The organism is Pectinatus cerevisiiphilus (assembly GCF_004341685.1).
Taxonomy (GTDB): Bacteria; Bacillota; Negativicutes; order Selenomonadales; family Selenomonadaceae; genus Pectinatus; species Pectinatus cerevisiiphilus.
This window is the reverse complement of sequence record NZ_SMAA01000003.1, coordinates 87,694-111,954: the sequence shown is the minus strand read 5'-3', so window position 1 is coordinate 111,954 and position 24,261 is coordinate 87,694. Positions and strand designations below refer to the sequence as shown.

Genomic DNA, 24,261 nt, shown 5'->3' with positions numbered 1-24,261 from the left:
TATATGGTGCAGTACAAGGCAACTACGTTCTGCTTTCTAAAGCAATGGCGAGATGCCAATAATACTAGGCTGCTCATTCAATGATGCGCGGTACCTTAAAATAACCATTTTCCTTTTCTGGTGCATTCGCCAATGCCTTTTCTCTGTCTAACGATGGTTTTATCACATCTTCCCGAAAAACATTTTGCAACGGCAGTACATGTGCAGTCGGTTTTACATTTTCCGTATCCACTTTTTGCAGTACATCCACGTATTCAAGAAAATTATTGAATTCTTCAAGATATTTATCCATTTTATCATCAGCTATTTTCAGGCGAGATAGTACAGCTACATTTTCAACATCTTTTTTGGAAACTTTCATTTATTATCACCATCCCCATTGATTTTTTTATGCATATTGTTAATTATAGCACAGAATTATTCATGATATAAATATGTTCAGCAACAGGTATTTCATTCTGTCAAAAGTGCCTTAAATTCATCTTCCGATAATGTTTTTACACCTAATCTTTGTGCTTTTACAAGTTTACTGCCAGCATTTTCTCCTACCACTACGTAATCAGTTTTCGCTGATACAGAAGATACCACTCTGCCACCCATTTTTTCGATAGCAGCGGACGCTTCCGTTCTGCTCATAGTTGGTAATGTACCGGTAAGTACAAAGGTTCTGTCTGACACATTATCGTTTACTTCTGTAACAGTTTCTCCTTCATTCATGTTCATACCGGCTTTTTTAAGCTTGTCCAGCATGCCAATATTTTCCTTGCCCCTGAAAAATTCAAAAACGAACTTCGCGCTTACATCGCCGATATCATCTACCTGTTTTATAGTATCTACATCCGCAACCGCCAACGCATCAATCGTATGAAAATATGCCATCAGTGATTTCGCTGCTGCCTTGCCTATATTGGGAATACCAAATCCTGCCAACAGCCGCCATGGTGCATTTGTCTTAGATGCTTCGATTTTTTCCAATAATTTATCGGTATTTTTATCTTTGCCGATCAAACCTTTTTCGACTAGCTCATCACGCTGTTCACGCAAATAATAAATATCAGCAATATCGTGCAAATATCCTTCGTCTATAAGTTTTTTTATATATTTTTCCCCAAAGCCCTTTATATCCATTGCCCCGCGTCCGACGAAATTTACCAGCCGGCCTTCAAACTGCGCCGGGCAGCTGCTGTTTGTACATCTGACATCAGCCGTGTTTTCATCACGTATGGCAGGTGCGCCGCATACCGGGCATTTGTTCCCTATTTTAAACGGCTGCAGAGCTACTGTCCTTTTCGTCTTCAGCACGCATCTTATTTTCGGGATTATTTCTCCAGATTTATATACCCGGATAATGTCGCCTACCCTTATATCTAAGGCATCTATAAAATCCTGATTATGCAAAGTAGCTCTTTCTACAACAGTACCACATAACTGTACTGGTTCAAAAATCGCTGTCGGTGTAATCCTGCCCGTACGGCCTACTGACAATTTTATTGCCAAGAGTTTTGTATCTTTTTCTTCTGGGGGATATTTATAAGCCACAGCCCAGCGCGGCACTTTAGATGTGGCACCCAGGATTTCTCTTTGGGCAAGACTGTTTACTTTGACAACCGCGCCATCAATATCATAAGGTAGTTTATTGCGCCTTTTTTCAATGGCTTCTATCGCCTGCCATACTTCTTGTTTCGTTTTGCAGACAACATAATCATGGATAATAGGTATACCCTGTTCCTTAAAATAACGCAATGTCTCATCGTGTTTTGTAAAAAGCCGGCCTTCTGCTTTTTGCAAATTAAACGCAAAAATAGAAAGCCCACGCTTTTTAATGACGTTACTATCCAGCTGCCGCAAAGTACCTGCCGCACAGTTGCGCGGGTTGGCAAAGAGTTTCTTATCATTTTCCAATTGTTCTTTGTTGACTTTTTCAAAAGCTTCACGCGTCATATAAACTTCACCGCGCACTTCAAGATAAGGGAGCTTTTCTGGCAGGGTACTGCTTACCCCCCGCAGGTTAAGCGCATTAGCCGTTACGTCTTCGCCCTCTACTATACCGTCGCCACGTGTTATGGCCGTCTTCAATACACCGTTATAATAACGCAGTGCAAGGGATAACCCATCTATTTTTTCTTCTACGACAAACTCACAGTCGGGCATATCATGTAATATAGCATCAACAAACTCATCTATATCTTCTTTTGAAAAAACATCTTGCAGGCTAAGCATCGGTACATCATGTCTAACCAGTATTCCCGCTGTCCTTTTGGCCACACCGCCAACTCTTTGTGTGGGGGAATCAGCCGTTACCATTTCAGGATGTTCCTTCTCAAGTTTTTTTAATTCCAACATGAGTTGATCATACTGATAATCAGTTATCTCGGGAGAGTCATTATTATAATACAGGTCATTATGACGCAGTATTTCCTTACGAAGCGTAGCCAATTTTTCTTTTACGTTCTCAGCCAATTAAATCCTCCTTGACCTATATAAAAAATTATTATACTTTCTCCAACGGAGCATATTTCTGCATTAATTTTTTTATACCAAGCTCAGGAAAAGCAATGGTCAGCTGTGTTTCTTCTCCGTTTCCCTTCACTGCTATGACAGTTCCCACTCCCCATTTACCGTGCTTTGCCTTATCGCCAGCCTTCCACGTCAAATTCATATCTGGCCGCACACCCGGTTTTACAGTAGCTGCACTATTGCCATAAGAAGCCCGTCTGACATAATCCCTTGTACTCCGCATACGTTCATTTCGCATTGGTGTCGCCGTAAAGGCATTAGTCAAAATTTTTGATTTTTCCTGTTCAATATACTGTTCAGGAATTTCTTTCAGGAACCTAGATGGTTGATACATTACGGTTCTTCCGTATATCGTACGGCTTTTCGCATTTGTAAGATAAAGCTTTCTCTGTGCCCTGGTTATTCCTACATAGCAAGTGCGCCGTTCTTCTTCTATCTCATCTTCATTCATCAATGTACGGGAATGCGGGAACAGCCCTTCTTCCATTCCTGCCATAAAGACAACAGGAAATTCCAATCCTTTTGCTGCATGAAGTGTCATCAAAGTAACTTTATCTTCATCAAAATCAGCATTGTCAATATCAGCGATAAGTGAAACTGAGTTAAGAAAATTTTCTAAGCTGGGATTTTCTTCATTTTCTTTTTCAAAATTACCGGCCACACTTAGAAGTTCTTTTAAATTTTCTATCCGGGTTTCATTTTCTATCTTCTGTTCAGCCTGAAGTTCCAGCATATATCCTGACTCGTCCATAACCAGCTGAATAAATTCATGTACTGGCAAATCCGTCTGTGCTGCCATCATTTTAAAAATAAACTCTGAAAAAGCGGCAAGCGTTGTCCGCGCTTTTGTCGTTAAACCGGGAATATCGTCAGTACTGGAAACAGCATCAAAAACCCCTATATTATTTGCCGCCGCAAACTCATTTATTTTATTTAAGGTTGTTGTGCCCAAGCCTCTTTTCGGTACATTAATTATACGCATAAGGCTTACTCTATCAGCCGGATTAAAAATGACTTTCAAGTATGCCATTATATCTTTTATTTCTTTTCTATCATAAAACTTCAAACCGCCTACCATCGTATACGGAACGCCTGCGCGCATAAAGCCTTCTTCCAAAGAACGCGACTGCGCATTTGTCCTGTACAAAACAGCCATATCATTATAAGACGTATTAAAAATAGTATTCTGCTTAATCGCGTTTTCTGCTATATACCGGGCTTCATCCCGCTCATTAAAAGCTTCATAAACGGCTATTTTATCACCCTGCGGATTTTCTGTCCAAAGTTCTTTCGGTTTGCGGTTTGCATTATTGGCAATAACGGCATTGGCTGCCGCTAAAATATTCTGCGTTGATCTATAATTTTGTTCCAGTTTTATAACCGTGGCTTCTGGATAATCCTTTTCAAAATCCATTATATTTCTTATGTCGGCTCCGCGCCAACCATATATTGACTGGTCAGCATCACCTACAACGCATAGGTTCCGGTACTTTGCTGCCAGTATCTTGGTAAGGCGGTATTGTGCACCGTTAGTATCCTGATATTCATCAACTAATATATAGCGGAATCTTTCTTGATATTTTTCCCGTACTTCCTTGTTTTGTTCTAAAAGTTCCACGGCGATCATAAGCAAATCATCAAAATCAAGTGCGTTATTAGCCAGCAGGTATTTTTGGTACATTGCATAGATTTCGGCAGTTTTCTGTTCAAAAAAATCACCTGCCTGCTGCGCAAATGCTTCTGGTGTAAGCATAATGTTCTTAGCATTGGAAATAGCTGCTTGGATACCATATGGCGTATACTGTTTTTCATCAAGATTAAGCTCTTTCAAACAATTTTTTATAAGTGTCTGCGAATCCGCAGTATCATAAATGGTAAAATTCTTTTTATATTTGCCTGTATGTTCTATTTCCATGCGCAATAACCGCGCACAGAAGGAATGAAATGTACTGAGCCAGACATTTTTAGCAGCATCGCCGATCATCATATCAGCACGGTCACGCATCTCAGCAGCTGCCTTATTAGTAAAGGTTATTGCCAAAATATGATACGGCGATATGCCCTTTTGTAAAAGATATGCTATCTTACAGGTCAATACCCTTGTTTTACCAGAGCCTGCCCCTGCCATTATGAGCAACGCACCGTCCGTATGTTCCACCGCTTTTTTTTGTGCCTGATTAAGTCCATCAAAAATATCCAAAATATCCCCCTGAATTCCAGGAACGTACTCTTAGTTAATTAGTATTTTCCCTTTATGTTTTATAATACACGTAAAAATAAATGCTGCCGCATTAATTATCTAACACAGCAGCATTTATTGAATCAACTATTTGTGTATTTTTTTGCCGCCTCAGTAAGCTGCGGTATTATCTGTTTTTTACGCGACATCACACCCGGTAGATAGATCATATCAGCTGATGCATCATGTTTAAAAGCTTCGCCTATAAGTGTTTTTGGTTCTCCAGTAAACAACAATGTCGTAGCTTCTTCCAAAATATTTGTGATCATCACCAGGCACATGTCATAATTATCTTTTTCACACACCTGTGTCATGCTTTTCAATAAGTCATCTTTCCGTTTTAATATTTCTTCGCTATCCATAACGGAAGTCTGGCTCACAATCACCCGACGATTGCCTATCTGGAATTCTTTCATATCATTTTTAACGATTTCCAGTGCTGTCATTCCGCCAACATCAGAACCCGCTTTAAGTAATTCCATGCCATATTTATTAATGTCGACACCTGCAATCTTAGCTAAAGACTGCGCTGCTGCCTTATCACGCGGTGTGCATGTAGGTGATTTGAAAAGCACGGTGTCAGATATTATTGCCGAAAGCATCAAACCCGCTATCTTTTTAGGGATAGGCACACCATATTGCAAATACATATCATTGACTATTGTATTTGTACAGCCTACACAATCCTGTCTGGTAAATATTGGTTCTCCGGTCTGCAAGCCGCCCAATCTATGATGATCTATAATTTCAATAATGCGCGCTTCTTCTATTCCTTCAACAGCTTGTGTACGTTCATTGTGGTCAACAAGTATCAATTGTGTCTTTTCCGGTACCATCATTTTATCGACGCTTATCATGCCTACTACCCGTTCATTTTCTACCACCGGATAATTACGGAATCTTTTCTTTTCTATGACTCCCTTTATATCGCTGAGCATATCAGTAGGTTTAAAGCAAGTGACATTAGTCTGCATAATGCGTGAAACAGGCACACATTGATTGATAAGACGTGCGCAGGTATATGTATCATGTGGCGTTAGTAAAACGATTATACCCTTGCGCTTAGCTTCTTCTATCACTTCTGCCGGAACGGGTCCGTTGCCCGTAACGATAAGACATGTTATTGCTCTTTCAAGACATTCCTTTAATGTAGAAGGCTGTCTGTCCCCTACTAAAACAATATCCCCCTTGCCGATTATATCTTCAATCATTCGTTTGCTGCCAGCAGCTATACGAACGTCTCCGTCGATTATTTTATTTTCGTCACCGTCAACAATTACATCTCCGTCAATAACTGAAAACACATCGTGAACGGTTACTTTTGTATCAGCAAAACTTTGCATGCCTAAATCATCAAAATAACGTTTGGCAAGATCGCTTACTGTAACAATCCCTGCCAGTGTGTGATCATTTTTCACTACTGGAATGGATTTAATATCAGTTCCCCGCATCAGCCTGCCAAGCTGGCGAAGATTATCATTTTCATTTATCAAGGTATGAACTGCAGGCATTATGTCGCTCACACGCGGGTATACATCTGTGACCAGTTCAGGACTCTTCACATCAAAATAATGCAAAGCGAACTCTGTCTCTTTATTTATTTTACCAGCGCGGGCAGCAACAACATCAACCCCCAAAGCTTTTTTTAAATTGGCATAGCTGATTGCCGCGCAGATAGAATCTGTATCAGGATTTCTATGGCCTATAACATATATCGGCTTTTTTTCATGCATAAAAAATACAACCCCCAGATTATTTTATATCATCTAAATATGTCGTTGGATAACATTATACATCAAATACGTTGTCTACAAAAGATTTACGTAGCATTTTTTACAGCCTCTTCACTTTTTCCAGCAAATCCTGCTCTGCTGTTACATATAGTGTTTTATTATTAGTAAAGATAACAAAACCAGGCTTTGCCCCGGATGGTTTTTTTACAAATTTACACAGTGTATAATCAACAGGTACTTTCGATGAACTTCTCGCCTTTGAATAATAAGCCGCAAGCTTTGCTGCCTGCTCTATAGTATGTAATTCAGGAATTGTCCCTTCCGTTCGTATTATTACATGAGAACCCGGTGTATTTTTTGTATGCAGCCAAATATCATCTGGCTGGGCCGTTTTTAAAGTTAACTTGTCATTTTGGAAATTATTTTTCCCAACGAGAACAATAGTTCCATCCGTCAGCATAAATTTAAATGGTTTAGAAGAAGGAACCGCCATTCGCTTGCGTTTTTCTGCTTGTATATAGCCGCTTTTAACCAGCTCAGCTTTTATATCATTAATCTCTGCCAAAGAAACTGAAGATTCAAGGGAAAGCTCTATAGTCGCAAGATACTCAATATCACTTGAGCAACTATAGAGCTGTTCTTTTAAGATCTTTTCTGCACGACGCAGCTTATCATATTTATTGTAATATTTTTGCATATTTTGAATGACTGTCAGTTTTTTATCCATGGGGATATTGAGCAGGGCACCATTTTCATCATAGATATTTGACACCTTGATCGCATCATCCACATGATCTTGAAACTGGTATTGGTACGTCATGATATTGTCTGCCTTGATTTTTTGTTCATCGGCATTCTGGGCAGCACGAAGTTCCTTGCCCAATTTTTCTTTTTTATTTTTTTGCTTTTCCAGTTCATTTACCACTATCTTGCGCAACTGTTCCTTTTCTGGTGATATATAGTCATCGATAAGGACATATGCTGTTTCCAGCATTTTGCTCATAGTGGGAAATGTTTCTGTCTGATACTGCGGATAATTGTGCAAAGTGAAAGCTGCCATAGCTTTTATCTTGTTTGTTTCATCTTTGAGAAAATTAGCTGTAAATTTTTTCTCACAATAAATAGAGGTGATTTCCCGAAGCGCTTCTGTCAAAGAAGAGAAATCACCATCATCCAATTTTTCCACTGGCATATCAAAGGGAAGACCTGCCAAAAACAATAATTCTCGAGCAGTTACTGGCCCAAATCCCGCACCGAGCTGTAAAACCGCCTTATATATGCTTTTGTCTTTCATTTGGCGTACGCGATGAATGAATTCTTCACTTGCACTAAGTACATCGACGCAATCCTGCGGTGGCGGCGGCAAATATTTTTGCTGTGGTAAAACAGTACGTACGCGGCTGCTGTTACTGCCGACACGTCTTAATGAATCAACCACCATATCGTCTTGGACTAAAATTACATTGCTATACTTTCCCATCAGTTCCACATAAAGCTTTTTCGTAACTATTAATGCGCCCGCACCTAAAGTGTCTATTTCCAGCACCAGTACCCTGTCCCGTCCGACCTGGTATACACCGGCAATCCGTCCTCCTTCGAGTTGTTTGCGCAAAAGCATACAAAACGTTGGTGGTTCTGGTGGATTTTCCGGTTGTTCCGCAGCTATAGCTGCAAAACTCATCCGCGGGTCTGTACAAAGATGCAGTATATGTGTTTTTCCCGGCAAACGTACCGAAATATATATATCAGGTTTACGTGGCTGGCAAATCTTGTCAATGCGTCCCCCACTCAAAAGGGTATTCAGTTCATAGACTGACGCATAAAGAGAAAAACCATCAAGTCCCATACTCTATTCACCTCATTCCATGGAATGATTTTATTGTCTAAATCCTCATAAAAAGAATAGACTGAGTATATCATTATATATATATTGCGGTCAAATCTCAGCATATAGTTGCTTCCTGCTCAAAGCGTTATGTAAACTACATGCATCATATATAATGACAATTAGTTTAAAGTATAGTAAAATAAAATCACTAAGAAAAATGAATCTTTGTGGTGAATTTTGTAAGAGCAATATTCTTTGTGGATATTGCTCTATTTTTATAAAAAAAACTGCCTAGTACTACATTAGAATTGACAAATAACATCTTAACAAGAATATTAATTTAGTAATATATATTGCGGTCAAATATTGCAATAATTCAATCACAACGGTACAATACTAAGTAATCTTTATAAAAAACAGAAGGGGAATCAACGAAAGATGGAAACCATAAAAAAAGCTGCCCACAAAACTTATGAACGTACACCTGAACTTATCCAAAGCGTAGAAAATATAATAAACCAGGTAAAAAAAGATGGGGATAAGGCAATAAAAGAACTCAGCAGTAAATTTGACGGCATAAATTTGCAAAACATTAAAATAACTCAGCAAGATATAAAAGATGCCTACAAACAAGTAAGTCCAGAAACTGTAAAATATTTGAAATTTGCTGCCAGCCAAATAGAATTTTATGCACGCAAGCAGCTGGCCTGTCTAAAAGAGCTTGAAACCCCAAGTCAGATAGAAGGCGTAACACTTGGCCATAAATTGATTCCTGTAAATGCCTGCGGTGCATATGTACCCGGCGGCAGATATCCATTACCAAGCACAGCGCTGATGCTATCAATACCTGCTAAAATTGCCGGTGTAAAAAGAGTAGCAGCAGTAAGCCCCGCTGCCAAAAAATACGGAACAATCCATCCGGCAGTGTTGGTCGCCCTTGATATAGCAGGTGCTGATGAAATTTACTGCGTAGGCGGTGCGCAGGCTATCGGTGCTCTAGCCTATGGTACATCGACAATTCCCGCTGTGGACATGATCGTAGGCCCAGGAAACAGATTTGTCACCGAAGCAAAAAGGCAGGTAATTGGTAAAGTTGGTATAGACAGTCTAGCCGGCCCCAGCGAAGTACTCATCATTGCAGACGGTACAACAGATCCATCCTATACCGCAATGGACATCTTGGCCCAAAGTGAACATGACCCGAGTGCAAAAGCAATTTTAATAACGACAGATAAAAGTTTTGCCGAAAAGGTAGAAGAAAAAATTAAGTTATACGAAAAAGAACTGCCTACCGTAGAAATTGCACATAAAGCATGGCACGACAATGGCGTCATCATGCTAGCCGCCAACGAACAAGAAATGATAGATGAAGCTAATAACATTGCTCCGGAACATCTTGAAGTACATACCGCGGACAGTTTGAAGACCAGTGAACAGCTTAAAAATTATGGTTCATTATTTATAGGTGAATACACACCAGTAGCATTTGGTGATTACTGTTCTGGAACAAACCATACCCTGCCGACAATGCACACAGCTAAATATTCTAACGGCGTTTATGTAGGAACCTTCATTAAAACTTCTTTTTATCAGCACATTACCAAAACCGGCTGCAGAAACCTTTCAGAGGCGTGTATGCATCTAGCTGGAGTAGAAGGCTTAATTGCCCATCAAAAGTCCGTTGCCATAAGACTAAAGTAAATTCCAGCTTTTCTCTCTTTCATATAGTTGCATTAAATGTAAATAAATATTACAATTACTATGTATGGCTATAAGGTCAGGAGGGTTCACTATGCAATTAAAATTTTCCAAATGGCAAGGATGCGGTAATGACTTTGTCCTTGTGAACGGTTTCACTGAGAATATCAGCAATATCCAAGAGCAAGCTATCAAAATCTGTGACAGAAATTATGGCATAGGTGCAGACGGGGTAATCCTAATCCTACCATCGTCAACCTGCGATTTTCGAATGCAAATATTTAATTCAGATGGTACTGAAGCTGAAATGTGCGGCAATGGTATCCGCTGCTTTGCCCGTTATGTCCTGGAAGCTGGACTTAGCGATAAGCATTCTTTTACAGTGGAAACAAAAGCTGGCACGATAATACCTCAGCTAATTACCAATGATAATGAAACTATGGTATGTGTAGACATGGGTACACCTGTCTTAAAAGGAGAGCAAATTCCTGTAACCGGCTACGGTAACAACCGTGTCATCAACGAGCCATTAACTGTCGAAGATCACCGTTTCAACATTACCTGTGTTTCTATGGGCAATCCGCATTGCGTAATTTTTGTCGATGACATTAAGAAAATTGATATAAATAAATGGGGACCTATACTGGAAAAATATAAAATTTTTCCCAATAAAACTAATGTAGAATTTATTCAAGTAATAAATCGTACACATCTGCGTATGCGTGTCTGGGAACGTGGTGCCGCCATAACCTTGGCCTGTGGTACCGGTGCTTGTGCCTCTCTTGTCGCTGCCATTTTAAACAATTTATGTGACCGCAAAGCGCGTCTTGAATTGGACGGAGGCAATCTTTCCATCGCCTGGAACGAAAATGACAACAAAGTTTACATGACAGGTCCTGCAAAAAAAGTGTTTGAAGGTATATACGATAGTGAATAAAATGGAAAATACATCTGTACGGAGCATGACGGGGTTCGGCGCAGCCGTCTGTGAAAAGGAAGACTATAAAATAACAATAGAGGTAAAGTCAGTAAATAACAGATACAAAGATGTATCAGCCCATTTACCGGCAGGCCTTAGAACTTTGGAACCTCTCATTAATGACCATTTAAATAAATATTCGCTGCGTGGTAAAATTGATATATATGTAAATTTTGTCGACTACGCAGACGATAATAAAATTTTTATTGTCGATAAAGAACTTGTTCTTTCCTATCAAAAAGCGTTATCCGAAATCGCTGCAATCGTCAATTCCGCACCTTTACAAAAAGGGCTGTCTGTCAATGACCTCATTGCTTTGTCAGCTTACCCCGGTGTCCTGACAAGAGAAGACAAAGTTCCCAATGTCGAATATCTCAAAGAAGATTTTACAAAAACACTGGAAGAAGCGCTATCGGTTTTTATACAGATGAAAACTGTAGAGGGAGCAAACCTCTGTCGTGATATTCTCTACCGACTCAGTATAATTCGCGAAAAAACCGATTGTTTATGTGACTTGAATCCAGCAATAGTGGAAAAATACCGGCAGAATCTCATCACCGCTTTAGGTGAATATTTAAATGCCAACGATATAGACCAAACACGCATAATCCAGGAAACAGCAATTTATGCGGAAAAAACGAATTATACGGAAGAAACGACCAGATTGAAGAGTCACCTGATCCAATTTGAACAAACATTAACCTCTTGTGGTAATATAGGCAGAAAGCTTGACTTTATTATCCAAGAAATGAATAGAGAAATTAATACCATCGCCTCCAAGGCGAACTCTGCTGAAGCAGGACAATTAGTCGTTGATGTAAAAGGGGAAATTGAGAAAATACGTGAACAAATACAAAATATAGAGTGAATTTTGTTTTCTGTATACAGCTTAATTTATTCTTGAAGAAAGGCTGGATTATATGAGTATTAAATTAATTAATATCGGTTTCGGCAATATCGTATCCGCCAACAGGGTAATAGCGATCGTCAGCCCCGAATCAGCACCTATCAAGCGCATTATTCAAGAAGCCAGAGAAGCTGGCAGGCTTATTGATGCCACCTATGGACGCCGCACGCGGGCTGTCATCATCGTCGATAGTGACCACGTAATTTTGTCTGCCATTCAACCGGAAACGGTAGCCAATCGTATCATCGACGATAATAACGACATAGTAAAGGACAAAGACAAATAAATGTTCACCAAAGGAAATCTCATCATCCTGTCAGGCCCATCCGGTACTGGTAAAGGCACTGTATGTAAAAAGCTTTTAATAAACAATAAAAATGTTTTTTATTCCATCTCAGCTACGACACGCCTGCCCCGTCCCGGTGAAAGGAACGGACGTGAATATTGGTTTCTGAGTAAAAAAGATTTCGAAAAAATGATAAAGGGAAACAAATTATTGGAATGGGCTAAGGTCTATGACAATTATTACGGCACACCGCTTGATAAAGTCAACGAGCTTAGGGAACAAGGCAGGGATGTACTGCTGGAAATAGACACACAGGGTGCATTATCGGTTATGAAAAAGGCTGCTGACGGTGTTTTTATTTTTCTTTTACCACCCTCACTACGTGAATTGGAAAAAAGAATCCGTGGACGTGGCACAGAAACGCAAGAAATCATTCGCAAACGGCTCGACGCGGCTGTTGGCGAAATATCACTTGGTACAAAATACCACTATCTTGTCGTCAATAAAAATGTAACGGAAGCTGTCAATCAGATCAGCGCCATTATTACCGCAGAGCATTGCCGTACAGACCGAAATCTGGGAATCATTGATAAAGTAAAAAATGAGGAGATATAAATATGGATATAGTAAATCCTTCAATTGACCAATTAATGCCTAAAGTAGACAGCAAATATACGCTTGTCGTACTTGCAGCTAAACGCGCCCGCGAAATTCTGGACGGCTCAAAAGTGAAATCTGACAGGGTTTCTACTAAAAATGTAACCAACGCCTTGGAAGAAGTTGTGGAAAATAAGATTACCTTCCAACGGTTGAAAAACGGTATAAAATAATGCTGAAGGGAAAGAATATCTTACTTGGCGTTTGTGGCGGCATAGCAGCCTATAAGGCAGTTGAAATTGCCAGCAGGCTGCGCAAACTAGGGGCAACGGTTGACGTTATAATGACCTCCGCGGCCACTAAATTTGTCACGCCTCTTACTTTTCAGGAGATTACGGGCAATCCTGTAAGCACTGATATGTGGGAAAAAGTCCATACATGGAATGTGGAACATATTGCTTTAGCGCAAAAAGCTGATCTAGTGCTCATTGCCCCGGCTACTGCCGATATCATTGCTAAACTTGCCGCCGGCATTGCTGATGATATGCTGTCAACTACTTTGCTCGCAACTACAGCACCTGTTTTTTTGGCACCGGCAATGAACACCAATATGTATCAAAATCCCATTTCACAACGCAATCTGCAAACACTCAAGGAATTGGGAACCTATCATATAATTCCTCCCGCAAGCGGTTATCTGGCTTGTGGTTCGAGCGGCGTCGGCAGGCTGCCGGAACCGGCTGCAATCGTTGACAATATAACGGCTTATTTTGCATGCGTACAAGACCTCAAGGGCAAGCGCATTCTCATCAGTGCCGGTGGAACACGGGAACCGATTGACCCAGTCCGTTATATAGGCAACCGTTCCAGCGGAAAAATGGGTTACGCCCTTGCAGAAGAAGCTGCCAAAAGAGGTGCAGTTGTCACCCTGATTTCCGGACAGACAGCACTGACCGCGTCTTCTCGTATTGATGTGATAAAAGTAGAAACAGCCAAACAAATGCAAGACCATATTGAGGAAAAGTTTGCCGATAGCGAAATAATTATTATGGCTGCTGCTGTTGCCGATTATTGTGTAGAAGAAGTTGCCAGCCAGAAAATAAAAAAATCTGCCAAAACGCTGACAATAACATTAAAAAAGAATCCCGATATTTTATTGAATCTTGGACAGAAGAAAACAAAAGATCAATTTCTCGTCGGCTTTGCAGCAGAAACACAAAAATTACTTGCTTTTGCCAAGGAAAAACTGGAACGTAAAAATCTTGATATGATTATTGCTAATGACGTAAGCAAAAAAAATGCTGGCTTTAATACAGATACAAATATTGTCAAGATTATTACGAGGGATAAAAGCGTTGAAGACGTGCCCATGATGAAAAAGACTGCGCTCGCCTCAATTATCCTTGACAGAATAAAGTCCTTATATAATAGCGAAACATGAATTTGATTCATAAAACGGAAAAACATATAAAATTTATACCGGAAAAGCAGTTGACATTTATTATCAGCCGGCGTATTATAATATGCATAAATAAATATTGAGCTCATCGAGAGCAGTGGAGGGACGGGCCCTGTGAAACTGCGGCAACCATTGATTTTATCAAACGGTGCTAATTCCTTTAGGTTTTACCTATGAGATGAGAGTAGGCTTTTAAGCTCTCTTCATAATAGAGAGCTTTTTTATTTACAAAAATATCTTATCGATGCTGCCCGTCAGCAATAAGCTGTACATAAAGCCTATTAACTCTGGTACAGCTTGTCGAAATACAATTAAAGACGGAGGAAAAATATGGCTCAAAAACGTATCTTGTTTACATCAGAGTCAGTTACAGAAGGTCATCCCGATAAGATTGCCGATCAGATTTCTGACAGCATTCTTGATGCTATTCTGGAACAAGACCCACAGGGCCGCGTTGCCTGTGAAACCCTTATAACTACCGGACAGGTTCATATTGCCGGTGAAATATCCACGAAGTGCTATGTGGATATTCCTAAAATTGTTCGCGAAAAAATAAAGCAGATTGGCTATACAAGAGCTAAATTTGGTTTTGATGCGCAGACCTGCGGCATTTCCGTATCCATTGATGAACAGTCTGCCGATATTGCCCTTGGCGTTGATAAAGCCCTCGAAGCAAAAAAAGGCACAATGGCGGATGATGATGCCATTGGCGCTGGTGACCAGGGAATGATGTTTGGTTATGCAACAAACGAAACACCTGAATTCATGCCTTTTCCTATCGCAATAGCCCATCGTCTTTCACGCCGCTTGACCGAAGTACGCAAAAATGGCGAGTTGAGTTATTTGCGCCCCGATGGTAAAACACAGGTCACTGTTGCTTACGAAAACGGCAAACCTGTCCATATCGAAGCCATTGTCGTTTCTACCCAGCACGGTCCTGAAGTTTCTTTGAAAACCATTGAAAAAGATATTAAGGAAAAAGTAATTGCCCCTGTCGTTCCCAGTGATATGGTGGACGATAAAACCAAGTATTACATAAATCCTACTGGTAAGTTTGTCATTGGTGGTCCTCAGGGCGACTGCGGACTTACAGGCCGTAAAATCATAGTTGATACCTATGGCGGTATGGCACGTCATGGCGGTGGTGCATTTTCCGGGAAAGATCCAACAAAAGTTGACCGCTCTGCAGCTTATGCAGCACGTTACGTCGCTAAAAACGTAGTTGCTGCTGGTCTCGCTGACAAATGTGAAATCCAGCTGGCTTACGCTATTGGTGTTGCCCAACCGGTTTCCATTATGGTTGATACCTTTGGCACTGCTAAAATTGATGAAGAAAAAATTGCTGACTTAATTAATAAAGATTTTGACCTGCGTCCCGCCGGTATAATAAAGATGCTTGACTTACGCCGTCCAATTTATGCCCAGACTGCAGCATATGGACATTTTGGTCGTACGGACATTGATTTACCGTGGGAACATACCGACAAAGCTAAGCTTTTAAAACAGCAGGCAGGCTTATAATTTATTGGCTGCTTGACTGAATAGAATACCTCCAAAAATAACTACTTTCATTAAGTTATTCTTTGGAGGTATTTTTTATGTTATAATTATTTTGGTGATTTTTGTGAAACTAGAGGCAGATATCTTTATAAACATACCGGTTAAGAGTATAGCTGCAAGCTATACTTACATTATTCCTGAAAAATTCCATTTTCTTCAAATTGGCTGTCGGGTTGTAGTTCCGTTCGGTCCAAGGACAATGGAAGGTTTTATTGTGCGCATTTTTCCTGCCGGTGCTAAAGAGGACCATCCCCTAAAGGAAATTATTGATATAATTGATACTGAACCTTATTTTACCGACAAAGTAATTCAGACGGCTTATTTCATTGCTGACTTTTATCTCTGTTCACTCGGTGAAGCACTGCGCTTATTTATCCCGGGTAAAAACAGCATAAAACTGCGCAGTATCTATAGCGCAGTTTCTGAACCACCTGCCAACTTATCCGCCCAAGAACGCATTTTATATGATTTTATTGCCGCCAATCCCGGTTGTGACCTTAGCCAGCTTCGCGCCAAGACTGACGATGATATTTTTGCCTCAATAAAAACATTACTGCAAAAAAAAGCGATCCTGCAAGATTATTCCTATGCCCAGCGTTCACACAAGATTTTTGAAACCTACGTACAGATAAACGAAAAAACTGTCAACAGCACACTTTTACAAAAAATGACACGCAAAAGAACCCAAAAACGGTTACTTGAATTTCTTGCGGATGGAAAAAGCCGCAGTGTAAACGAACTTGCTAAGTATAATTTTTCCAGAAGCATATTAAAAACCTTGGCAGATAATAACTATATCCATCTCACAAAGCAACAGATTTTTCGCGACAGTTATACCGGTGTCGGTTTGGGAAAAAACACCATCGAAAATTTGACAAGGGAACAACAGTCAGCCTTTGCTGAAATACTTCCGTTTATCCAACAAGCAAAAGCACATACCTTTTTATTACACGGTGTCACCGGTAGCGGCAAGACAAGACTTTACATCGAAGCGGCCAAATATGTCCTTGCCGCAAAAAAACAAGCACTTATTCTCGTTCCAGAAATCGTGCTGACAGGCCAGCTTGTCCTCTCCTTAAAGAATTTTTTTGCTGATGAAGTCGTCGTTATTCACAGCCGGCTTACTGTCGGTGAACGCAACGATTCCTTCATGCGCATTCGCACCAACAATGCCAAAATTATCATCGGTGCACGTTCAGCAATATTCGCCCCTTTTTGCGAGCTGGGGCTTATCGTCATGGATGAAGAACATGACGCTTCGTACAAGCAGGATGAATCACCACGCTACCATACCCGCGACATAGCGCAAAAAATGTCTACGCTATACAATGCCGTACTCATTTTGGGCAGTGCCACACCGTCTATTGAAAGCTATTATTACGCACAAAAAAAAATATATACTCTTTTGAAAATGCCCCACCGAATAGATAACCGTCCATTACCCTGCATCAAATGCGTCGACATGCGTGAAGAATTGCACTTGGGGAACCACCACATATTATCACGTGCGCTTGCTGCCCTTATTGATAAGACCTTAAAAGAAAAACAGCAAATAATTATTATGCTCAACCGCCGCGGCTATTCTACATTTGTAATGTGCCGTTCCTGCGGTTTAGTCATAAAATGCCCGCAATGCGGTCTTCCTCTCGTCTACCATAAGGGCAATTATCTGCAATGCCATCATTGCGACATAAGAGAAGCTGTTCCTGACACCTGCCCATCTTGTAACAGCCGTTACATAAAATTTTTTGGTTCAGGTACGGAAAAACTTGAAAAGGAATTACAAGAAACATTTCCCCAGGCTAGAATTATTAGGATGGATCGTGATACCACTGGTAAAAAATTTGCCCATCAGAACATTCTCCGCGCATTTAAAGCAGGAACCTATGATATCTTATTAGGTACGCAAATGGTTGCCAAAGGCCATGACATTCCTTCAGTCACAGCTGTAGGTATAATAAGCGCCGATGCCAGCCTTAACATGCCGGACTTCCGTTCTGCTGAACGCTGTTTCAGCCTTATTACGCAAACCGCCGGCAGGGCAGGCCGCGGCACCTTAAAAGGGAATGTAATAGTGCAAGGGTATAATCCTGAACATTATGCTGTTACATGCGGTATAGCGCAAGACTATGATGCTTTTTATAAACAAGAGCTTCCTCTGCGAAAAGAATTATTTTATCCGCCTTATGCAAAACTTGTCAAACTAACTATTCAGCATGAAAAAGAAAACCAAGCCTTACAAAAAGCCTTAAAAATACGGGAAATCTTCAAAAAGAACTTCACGGACAACCGTATACACCAGTTAATCGGCCCTGCCCCTTCCATTATTGCAAATTTTCGTGGCATATATCGTTTTAATCTTTTATTGAAAACTACTGACCTCACTGCCATAAACGCGTTTTTGCGCAGCATCGGCCTTGCTACTGATAAAGATGTAAAAATAGATGTAAACCCTTTAAATACCATGTAATTGAATTTTTTAAAATACAATGCTAATATTAGTATAGAGAATTAGGAGATGATAGATTAATGGCATTGCTGGATATAAAAAAAATTGGTGACCCTATATTAAAAAAGAAATCTACACCTGTAGAAAAAATAGACAGCACCATAAGGAAATTGCTTGATAACATGGCAGAAACCATGTATGAAGCTGAAGGAGTTGGTTTGGCAGCACCACAGGTTGGTGTTTCCAAACGTATCGTTGTGATTGATGTAGGTGAAGGCCTTATTGAACTAATCAATCCTGAAATTGTCCGCTGTGAAGGGACTATGGAAGGAATTGAAGGCTGCCTTAGTGTCCCACAGATGAGCGGTGAAGTAGAACGCTATGAAAATGTATCCGTAAAATTTTTAAACCGCCGCGGTAAAGCCCAGCGCATAATAGCAAAGGGGACATTACTTTCTCGTTGCTTACAGCATGAAATAGATCATTTAGACGGTATCCTTTTTGTTGATAAAGCAAAAACACTTGTCCGCCAGGAGAGTGAAAATGATTAAATTAAAAGCTGTATTTATGGGCACACCTGATTTTGCCGTTCCATGCCTGGAAAAATTAAATACTCTTTGCGATGTCATCGCCGTGGTAACACAGCCTGACAAGAAACGGGGACGCGGTCAAAAACTAACGCCTTCGCCTGTAAAAGCATTTGCATTGGACAATGGTCTGCCAGTGTTGCAACCTGCAAAAGTAAAAGCTCCGGAGTTTGTCGAAAAACTACAGCAGCTGCAACCTGATATAATTATCGTTGTCGCCTTTGGTCAAATTTTATCACCAGCGATTCTGGCTATTCCCCCCAAAGGATGTATCAATGTACACGCTTCCCTATTACCTGCTTACAGGGGTGCTGCCCCTATCCATTGGTCAATCATTCGTGGAGAAATGAAGACAGGTGTAACTACCATGTACATGGATGCCGGTCTTGATACCGGTGATATGATTTTAAAAACAGCTGTTGCAATCACCACCGACATGACCACTGAAGAATTACATGACAAACTTATGAACGCGGGTGCTAACCTGCTTGCTGAAACTATAAAGCAAATTGAAGACGGTACCGTACAACGTGAAAAACAAGATGATAGTTTATCTTCTTATTCGCCGATGCTTGACGATGCCATTTGCCATATCGACTGGCATAAATCAGCACATGATATCCATAATCTCGTACGCGGCCTTAATTCATGGCCTGGTGCCTATGGTATCCTCAACGGCCAAAAGATGAAAATATGGCGTACTGCCGTCGTCAGCTCTGAGGGCAATGCGGCCCCGGGAGAGGTGACAGCGCTCACCAAAAACGGCCTGCTCGTGAGTACGGGAAAAGATTCTATAGAAATATTGGAATTGCAAGCACCAAATAAAAAGAAAATGTCTGCCAAGGCATATGCTAACGGACATAAATTGCAGTTGCCCTTAAAATTTGCATAAGCTCTACAAAAAAAGCCGTTTGCCGGAACAATATTGTCCCGGTAAACGGCTTTTTGCAATCTTATAATCTATTTTTAATTATCCTGAAGTACAGATACAATCATCGCTATCATTCGAAGAATTTCTACATAAAGCCATACTAAGGTAATCAACAAACCAAATGCCGTAAAGTATTCCATGTACTTAGGCATACCATTACTCACTGCTTTTTCAATATTATCAAAATCAATGAGCAGATTAAAAGCTGCCACTGCTGAGATAATAAGTGATATAACGATTCCCAGTATACCGGTACGCGGCATAAAATCAGCGCCAAACAAAGATGCGATAAAGTTAGCAAAGTAAAATACCGCAATGGCGAGTGTCATACTGATAATGGCAGAGCGAACCTTTTCTGTTACGGTAATCACGCCGGTTTTCCACAATACAAGCATGGTGATCATAACCGCAAAGGTAACACCCACTGCTATGGCTGAAATACCAAAATAAAACTGTTCAAACTGCATGGAAATGATTCCCAAGGCCATTCCTTCAAATACAGCATAACCAGGTGCCGTATACTCAGATATACTCGGTTTAAAACAAGTTACCATCGCCAGAACGAAACCGCCGATAAAACCTGCTCCCATTCCCAAAAATGCGAAAGAGGTGTCAGCTAAAAAAAATGCTGATGCTACTGCCGAAATTATCGTCAACACTACAAGCCCGATACTTTTCTGGAGCGAACCAGATAGTGTAGCTGTCTGACCAAAACTTATTGCTGCATTCTCATTTTCTTTTTCCATCACACGAATAACAGGATTAGCCATTTAAAAACATCCTTTCAAAACTAATACTTCCACACTCTATAATTTTTGTTAAAGGACGTCTGTCCATTCCACAAAACTATAGATGATGTCCATTCCACAAAACTATAGATGAATTACGTTAATTATATCATTTTACTAATAAAAACACAATTTCATATTATTATATATTTGGTAAGCAATACTAAAATAGAATCTGTTACATATATGATAACAGCTTATCATTATAAACTGTATAACTAATTACAGTTTGATGGTATAAATTAAATCTATCTATTTAAACTTAACATAATACATAATTGCCGCTATATATGCTTCTTTTTCCTATGTATTTATAAAAATAATGTATTAAGCTTTAAACTATGATAAAATAAAGCGGAAGTAACTTCAAAACGAGGGAGTATTATACGTGAATTCGGAGAAAAAAATAAGGCTTGCAGGTTATTTATTAATTGTCTTTTTTATAGGCGGCATCTATATTGTTTCACCTAATTTTTATAAAAATCTTTTCCATGTAATAATCAGCGGCAACATGACAGAAATAGCCGCATATATAGATTCCTTCGGCATGATGGCCATTTTTTTTGGCTTCGTCCTTGTCCTGCTTATTAACATAGTAGGCCTGCCTTCCATTTTTGCCATTACGGCCAATGGTCTTCTTTTTGGTCCCACTATTGGTATAATAATATCATGGCTTGCTGAAACAGCCGGTGTAATAATTGGCTTTTTATTTATGCGTACCATTCTGCGTCCATCAGCAGAAAAATTGATTCATAAAAGCAAAAAACTAAGTAAAATAGATGACCTCAGCGGTAAAAACGGCTTTAAGGTGATGTTATTTCTCAGATCATTACCGTATTTTCCATCCGGAGTTTTAACCGCATTTGGTGCCATCAGTAAAATATCCTTGCGAGATTACTCACTATCCAGTTTTATCGGTAAATTACCGGCTACTGCATTGGAAGTAATGATCGGCCACGATGTTTTCACCTATAACCAGAATCTAAAAAGACTTGCCATAATAATAGTACTTGCGATAATTGTTTACGGAGGATTATGGTTTTTCAATAAAAAGTACATTGATGGTAAAAAATAATACTTTTGTCCTTTTTCTCTTGATTTTATCTTTATTTTTAGTATAATATAGCAAGACTTAATAATACTTTTTTAGTAAAATAGCATCGTGCTAATATTAATTTTCCTTAACTATGCGAATTTACAATATTAGCCTGTATCATAATTTCTGGGAGGTTATTTTTTGATTAAAGTTATAGTAAATGGAGCGCGTGGCAAAATGGGCCGTACTGTTTTGCAGGCTGTTTCCAATGACAAAGAACTTGAACTGGTCGGCGCCGTTGATATAAAGGGCGGCATGGATGTCGGTGACCTAATTGGCAGTGCTAAAACAGGCATTATTGTAGGAGAAAATCTGCAAACAGTTATCGATGCAGTAAAGCCTGATGTGATGGTCGACTTCACAAGGCCTGACGCTGTATTCGACAATGCCTGCCTAGCCCTTCGCAACCATGTATCACCGGTCATCGGTACTACGGGTCTGTCTGACGAAGCAAAAGATAAACTCAACGATCTTGCTTTAGCACAGAATACTCCAGCTTTCATAGCAGCAAACTTCGCCATAGGTGCTGTCCTGATGATGATGATGGCTAAAGAAGCAGCAAAGTATCTGCCTAATGTAGAAATCATTGAACTGCATCACGACCAAAAGCTCGATGCTCCTTCTGGTACAGCAATAACCACAGCTGAAATGATCAGTGAAGTACGTAAACCCATGAAACAGGGAAATCCTGATGAAAAAGAAAAATTACCCGGTGCGCGCGGTGCCCAAATAAACGGTATTCCCATCCACAGTGTTAGATTACCCGGTTATGTCGCCCACCAGGAAGTTATTTTCGGTGGTCTTGGCCAAACCCTTACCATTCGCCATGACTCTATAGACCGTACATCATTTATGCCAGGCGTCGTCCTCGCGTGTAAAAAAATTCTCAACTTAAAGGGACTTGTAAGAAATTTAGATAAAATAATGTAAACAAAAGGGGCGCGTTTCTATGAAAAAATATAACGTGGCAATTCTCGGAGCAACCGGTGCCGTCGGCCAGGAATTTCTCAAATTAATAGAAGAACGACATTTTCCATTTGCAGAACTCAAGCTGCTTGCTTCTAAACGTTCTGCCGGTAAAAAAATAAATTTCATGAACAAGGAATATACGGTAGAAGAAGCTACTAATGATTCTTTTAAAAACATCCAGATTGCTCTTTTTGCCGGCGGTGCTGCCAGCAAAACTTTTGCACCGGCAGCAGTCCGGGCAGGTGCTGTCGTTATAGACAATTCCAGCGCCTTTCGTATGGACCCAGAGGTTCCTTTAATAGTACCTGAAGTCAATCCTGAAGCGATTAGGAAACATAAGGGCATTATTGCTAACCCCAACTGTTCCACGATAATCATGGTGATGGCCTTAAAGCCCCTTTATGACAGGGCAAAAATCAAACGTATCGTCGTTTCTACTTATCAAGCTGTTTCTGGTGGTGGTAAGGAAGCTATGGCAGAATTACAGCAACAGTCAGAGGATATCGTTGCTGGAAAACCGGTAACAGCAAAATTTTTACCGGGCGCGGCTTTCCCTAAACATTATCAAATAGCCTTCAACCTTATTCCCCAAATTGATGTTTTCAAAGACAATCTTTACACCAAAGAAGAAATGAAAATGATCAATGAAACCCATAAGATACTCGACGACCAAACAATCGGCATCACTGCTACAACAGTACGTGTACCGGTATACAGAAGCCATGCAGAATCTGTTAATATCGAATTTACCGATGATATCAGTGTAGAAGAAGCAAAAAAACTGCTTGATGCTTTTCCGGGTGTGACAGTTCAAGATAATCCCGCGGAAATGGATTACCCTATGCCGTTGATGACCTCTGGTAAAGATGATGTATATGTTGGGCGTATTCGCCGCGACTATTCCATAAAACACGGCTTAAATTTATGGGTAGTAGGCGATCAAATCAGAAAAGGGGCAGCCCTTAACGCCTTGCAGATTGCTGAATACATGATAAATAATGATATGAACTAATTTTAATAAAAAACTTCCCGCTGCTACGCTAAATGTCTCCACAATTAGAATCTAAAATTGTGTATAGAGATCATTTTACTAGTCCAGTGTAGGAAGTTTTTTTATACTTTCAGACAAATAACACAATTATGTCATACCTTTTTTTCCATGCAATGCTATAATTCATCTAGTATAAAAGCAAAAGGAGATAATGGCTTATGTTTAATGGGAAAAAACTTTTATTATCAGTATTTTGCAGTTTAACAATAATAGGTTCACTAGGAACTGCACTGGTCAGTGCCAATCCATTTGATGGCCCACCAACCCCGCCTCGATTAAATCAAGCTCATCCAGGATTTAATCATCCACCAGCACCTGTCCCGCATCACCATCACCACCATCATCATAAACAACACCATTCCAAGTCATCATGGCAGCAATAATCTTTCTAACATCAATAATTTTTGAACATGAATTCCTAAGTAATTGCCAAGAGCAGTTTACTTAGGAATTTTAATTTTATAAGACCTATTTATTATATATTTAGCATGATTTTATTCTTAAATTTGCAAAATTACACAGTTTAGTACAGTATAATGTATTAGAATATTTATATCGTGCCCATTATTTTTCTATAGAAAATCTTA

Annotated in this window: 21 protein-coding genes and 1 riboswitch; of the genes, 15 read left to right on the top strand and 6 right to left on the bottom strand. The window is 39.9% G+C overall.

Going from position 1 to position 24,261, the window contains the following annotated elements; translation table 11 throughout:
• Positions 1-73: 73 nt before the first annotated feature.
• The 5 genes from gatC to EDC37_RS02615 all read right to left on the bottom strand — a co-directional run bounded on the left by gatC (position 74) and on the right by EDC37_RS02615 (position 8,335).
• A complete protein-coding gene (gene gatC / locus EDC37_RS02635) occupies positions 74-361 on the bottom strand; it encodes an Asp-tRNA(Asn)/Glu-tRNA(Gln) amidotransferase subunit GatC (RefSeq protein WP_132547635.1) in 288 nt (95 codons plus the stop codon).
• Positions 362-453: 92 nt separating this feature from the next.
• Complete coding sequence (gene ligA, locus EDC37_RS02630; RefSeq protein WP_132547633.1) at positions 454-2,460, bottom strand: NAD-dependent DNA ligase LigA; 2,007 nt, start codon at positions 2,458-2,460, stop codon at positions 454-456.
• 31 nt (positions 2,461-2,491) lie between these two features.
• Entirely contained in the window at positions 2,492-4,717 is a 2,226-nt protein-coding gene (pcrA, locus tag EDC37_RS02625; RefSeq protein WP_132547631.1) for a DNA helicase PcrA, read from the bottom strand.
• Between the two features lie 122 nt (positions 4,718-4,839).
• Positions 4,840-6,489 carry a putative manganese-dependent inorganic diphosphatase gene (locus tag EDC37_RS02620; RefSeq protein WP_132547629.1) on the bottom strand — a complete coding sequence of 550 codons (1,650 nt, stop codon included), beginning with the start codon at positions 6,487-6,489 and terminating at the stop codon, positions 4,840-4,842.
• A 100-nt stretch (positions 6,490-6,589) separates the two neighbouring features.
• The gene (locus EDC37_RS02615; protein WP_132547627.1) at positions 6,590-8,335 is read right to left on the bottom strand and encodes an Rqc2 family fibronectin-binding protein; all 1,746 of its coding nucleotides are present in this window, start codon (positions 8,333-8,335) and stop codon (positions 6,590-6,592) included.
• Positions 8,336-8,755: 420 nt separating this feature from the next.
• Between EDC37_RS02615 and hisD the strand changes: the two genes are divergently transcribed.
• The 11 genes from hisD to fmt all read left to right on the top strand — a co-directional run bounded on the left by hisD (position 8,756) and on the right by fmt (position 19,731).
• The gene (gene hisD, locus EDC37_RS02610; protein WP_132547625.1) at positions 8,756-10,018 is read left to right on the top strand and encodes a histidinol dehydrogenase; all 1,263 of its coding nucleotides are present in this window, start codon (positions 8,756-8,758) and stop codon (positions 10,016-10,018) included.
• Positions 10,019-10,109: 91 nt separating this feature from the next.
• The gene (gene dapF / locus EDC37_RS02605; protein ID WP_132547623.1) at positions 10,110-10,952 is read left to right on the top strand and encodes a diaminopimelate epimerase; all 843 of its coding nucleotides are present in this window, start codon (positions 10,110-10,112) and stop codon (positions 10,950-10,952) included.
• A 1-nt stretch (position 10,953) separates the two neighbouring features.
• Positions 10,954-11,862: a YicC/YloC family endoribonuclease gene (locus EDC37_RS02600; protein ID WP_132547830.1), complete on the top strand. Its 909-nt coding sequence runs from the start codon at positions 10,954-10,956 to the stop codon at positions 11,860-11,862.
• Between the two features lie 52 nt (positions 11,863-11,914).
• On the top strand, positions 11,915-12,187 hold the full coding sequence (gene remA, locus EDC37_RS02595; protein WP_132547621.1) for an extracellular matrix/biofilm regulator RemA: 273 nt from the start codon (positions 11,915-11,917) through the stop codon (positions 12,185-12,187).
• Positions 12,188-12,802 carry a guanylate kinase gene (gene gmk / locus EDC37_RS02590; RefSeq protein WP_132547619.1) on the top strand — a complete coding sequence of 205 codons (615 nt, stop codon included), beginning with the start codon at positions 12,188-12,190 and terminating at the stop codon, positions 12,800-12,802. It begins immediately after the preceding gene.
• A 2-nt stretch (positions 12,803-12,804) separates the two neighbouring features.
• A complete protein-coding gene (gene rpoZ / locus EDC37_RS02585; RefSeq protein WP_132547617.1) occupies positions 12,805-13,017 on the top strand; it encodes a DNA-directed RNA polymerase subunit omega in 213 nt (70 codons plus the stop codon).
• Positions 13,017-14,225 carry a bifunctional phosphopantothenoylcysteine decarboxylase/phosphopantothenate--cysteine ligase CoaBC gene (gene coaBC, locus EDC37_RS02580; RefSeq protein ID WP_132547615.1) on the top strand — a complete coding sequence of 403 codons (1,209 nt, stop codon included), beginning with the start codon at positions 13,017-13,019 and terminating at the stop codon, positions 14,223-14,225. Before rpoZ ends, coaBC begins: the two co-directional genes overlap by 1 nt.
• Before the next feature lie 100 nt (positions 14,226-14,325).
• Positions 14,326-14,428: riboswitch (SAM riboswitch) on the top strand.
• A 145-nt stretch (positions 14,429-14,573) separates the two neighbouring features.
• Positions 14,574-15,764 (top strand): methionine adenosyltransferase, encoded by a 1,191-nt coding sequence (metK, locus tag EDC37_RS02575; RefSeq protein WP_132547613.1) that lies wholly within the window; start codon positions 14,574-14,576, stop codon positions 15,762-15,764.
• 103 nt (positions 15,765-15,867) lie between these two features.
• Positions 15,868-18,273, top strand: coding sequence for a primosomal protein N' (gene priA, locus EDC37_RS02570; RefSeq protein WP_132547611.1), 2,406 nt, complete (start codon positions 15,868-15,870; stop codon positions 18,271-18,273).
• A gap of 59 nt (positions 18,274-18,332) precedes the next feature.
• Positions 18,333-18,803, top strand: a complete 471-nt coding sequence (gene def, locus EDC37_RS02565; RefSeq protein ID WP_132547609.1) for a peptide deformylase — start codon at positions 18,333-18,335, stop codon at positions 18,801-18,803.
• On the top strand, positions 18,796-19,731 hold the full coding sequence (gene fmt, locus EDC37_RS02560) for a methionyl-tRNA formyltransferase (RefSeq protein WP_132547607.1): 936 nt from the start codon (positions 18,796-18,798) through the stop codon (positions 19,729-19,731). Before def ends, fmt begins: the two co-directional genes overlap by 8 nt.
• A gap of 74 nt (positions 19,732-19,805) precedes the next feature.
• On the opposite strand, the gene EDC37_RS02555 is transcribed toward fmt, so the two are convergent.
• On the bottom strand, positions 19,806-20,540 hold the full coding sequence (locus tag EDC37_RS02555; protein WP_132547605.1) for a Bax inhibitor-1/YccA family protein: 735 nt from the start codon (positions 20,538-20,540) through the stop codon (positions 19,806-19,808).
• Between the two features lie 406 nt (positions 20,541-20,946).
• Between EDC37_RS02555 and EDC37_RS02550 the strand changes: the two genes are divergently transcribed.
• The 4 genes from EDC37_RS02550 (at position 20,947) to EDC37_RS02535 (ending at position 24,057) form a co-directional block, all read left to right on the top strand.
• Positions 20,947-21,633, top strand: coding sequence for a TVP38/TMEM64 family protein (locus EDC37_RS02550; protein WP_132547603.1), 687 nt, complete (start codon positions 20,947-20,949; stop codon positions 21,631-21,633).
• Positions 21,634-21,795: 162 nt separating this feature from the next.
• Entirely contained in the window at positions 21,796-22,584 is a 789-nt protein-coding gene (gene dapB, locus EDC37_RS02545) for a 4-hydroxy-tetrahydrodipicolinate reductase (protein ID WP_132547601.1), read from the top strand.
• 19 nt (positions 22,585-22,603) lie between these two features.
• Positions 22,604-23,635, top strand: coding sequence for an aspartate-semialdehyde dehydrogenase (locus EDC37_RS02540; protein ID WP_132547599.1), 1,032 nt, complete (start codon positions 22,604-22,606; stop codon positions 23,633-23,635).
• 197 nt (positions 23,636-23,832) lie between these two features.
• A complete protein-coding gene (locus EDC37_RS02535) occupies positions 23,833-24,057 on the top strand; it encodes a hypothetical protein (protein WP_132547597.1) in 225 nt (74 codons plus the stop codon).
• Positions 24,058-24,261 lie beyond the last annotated feature (204 nt).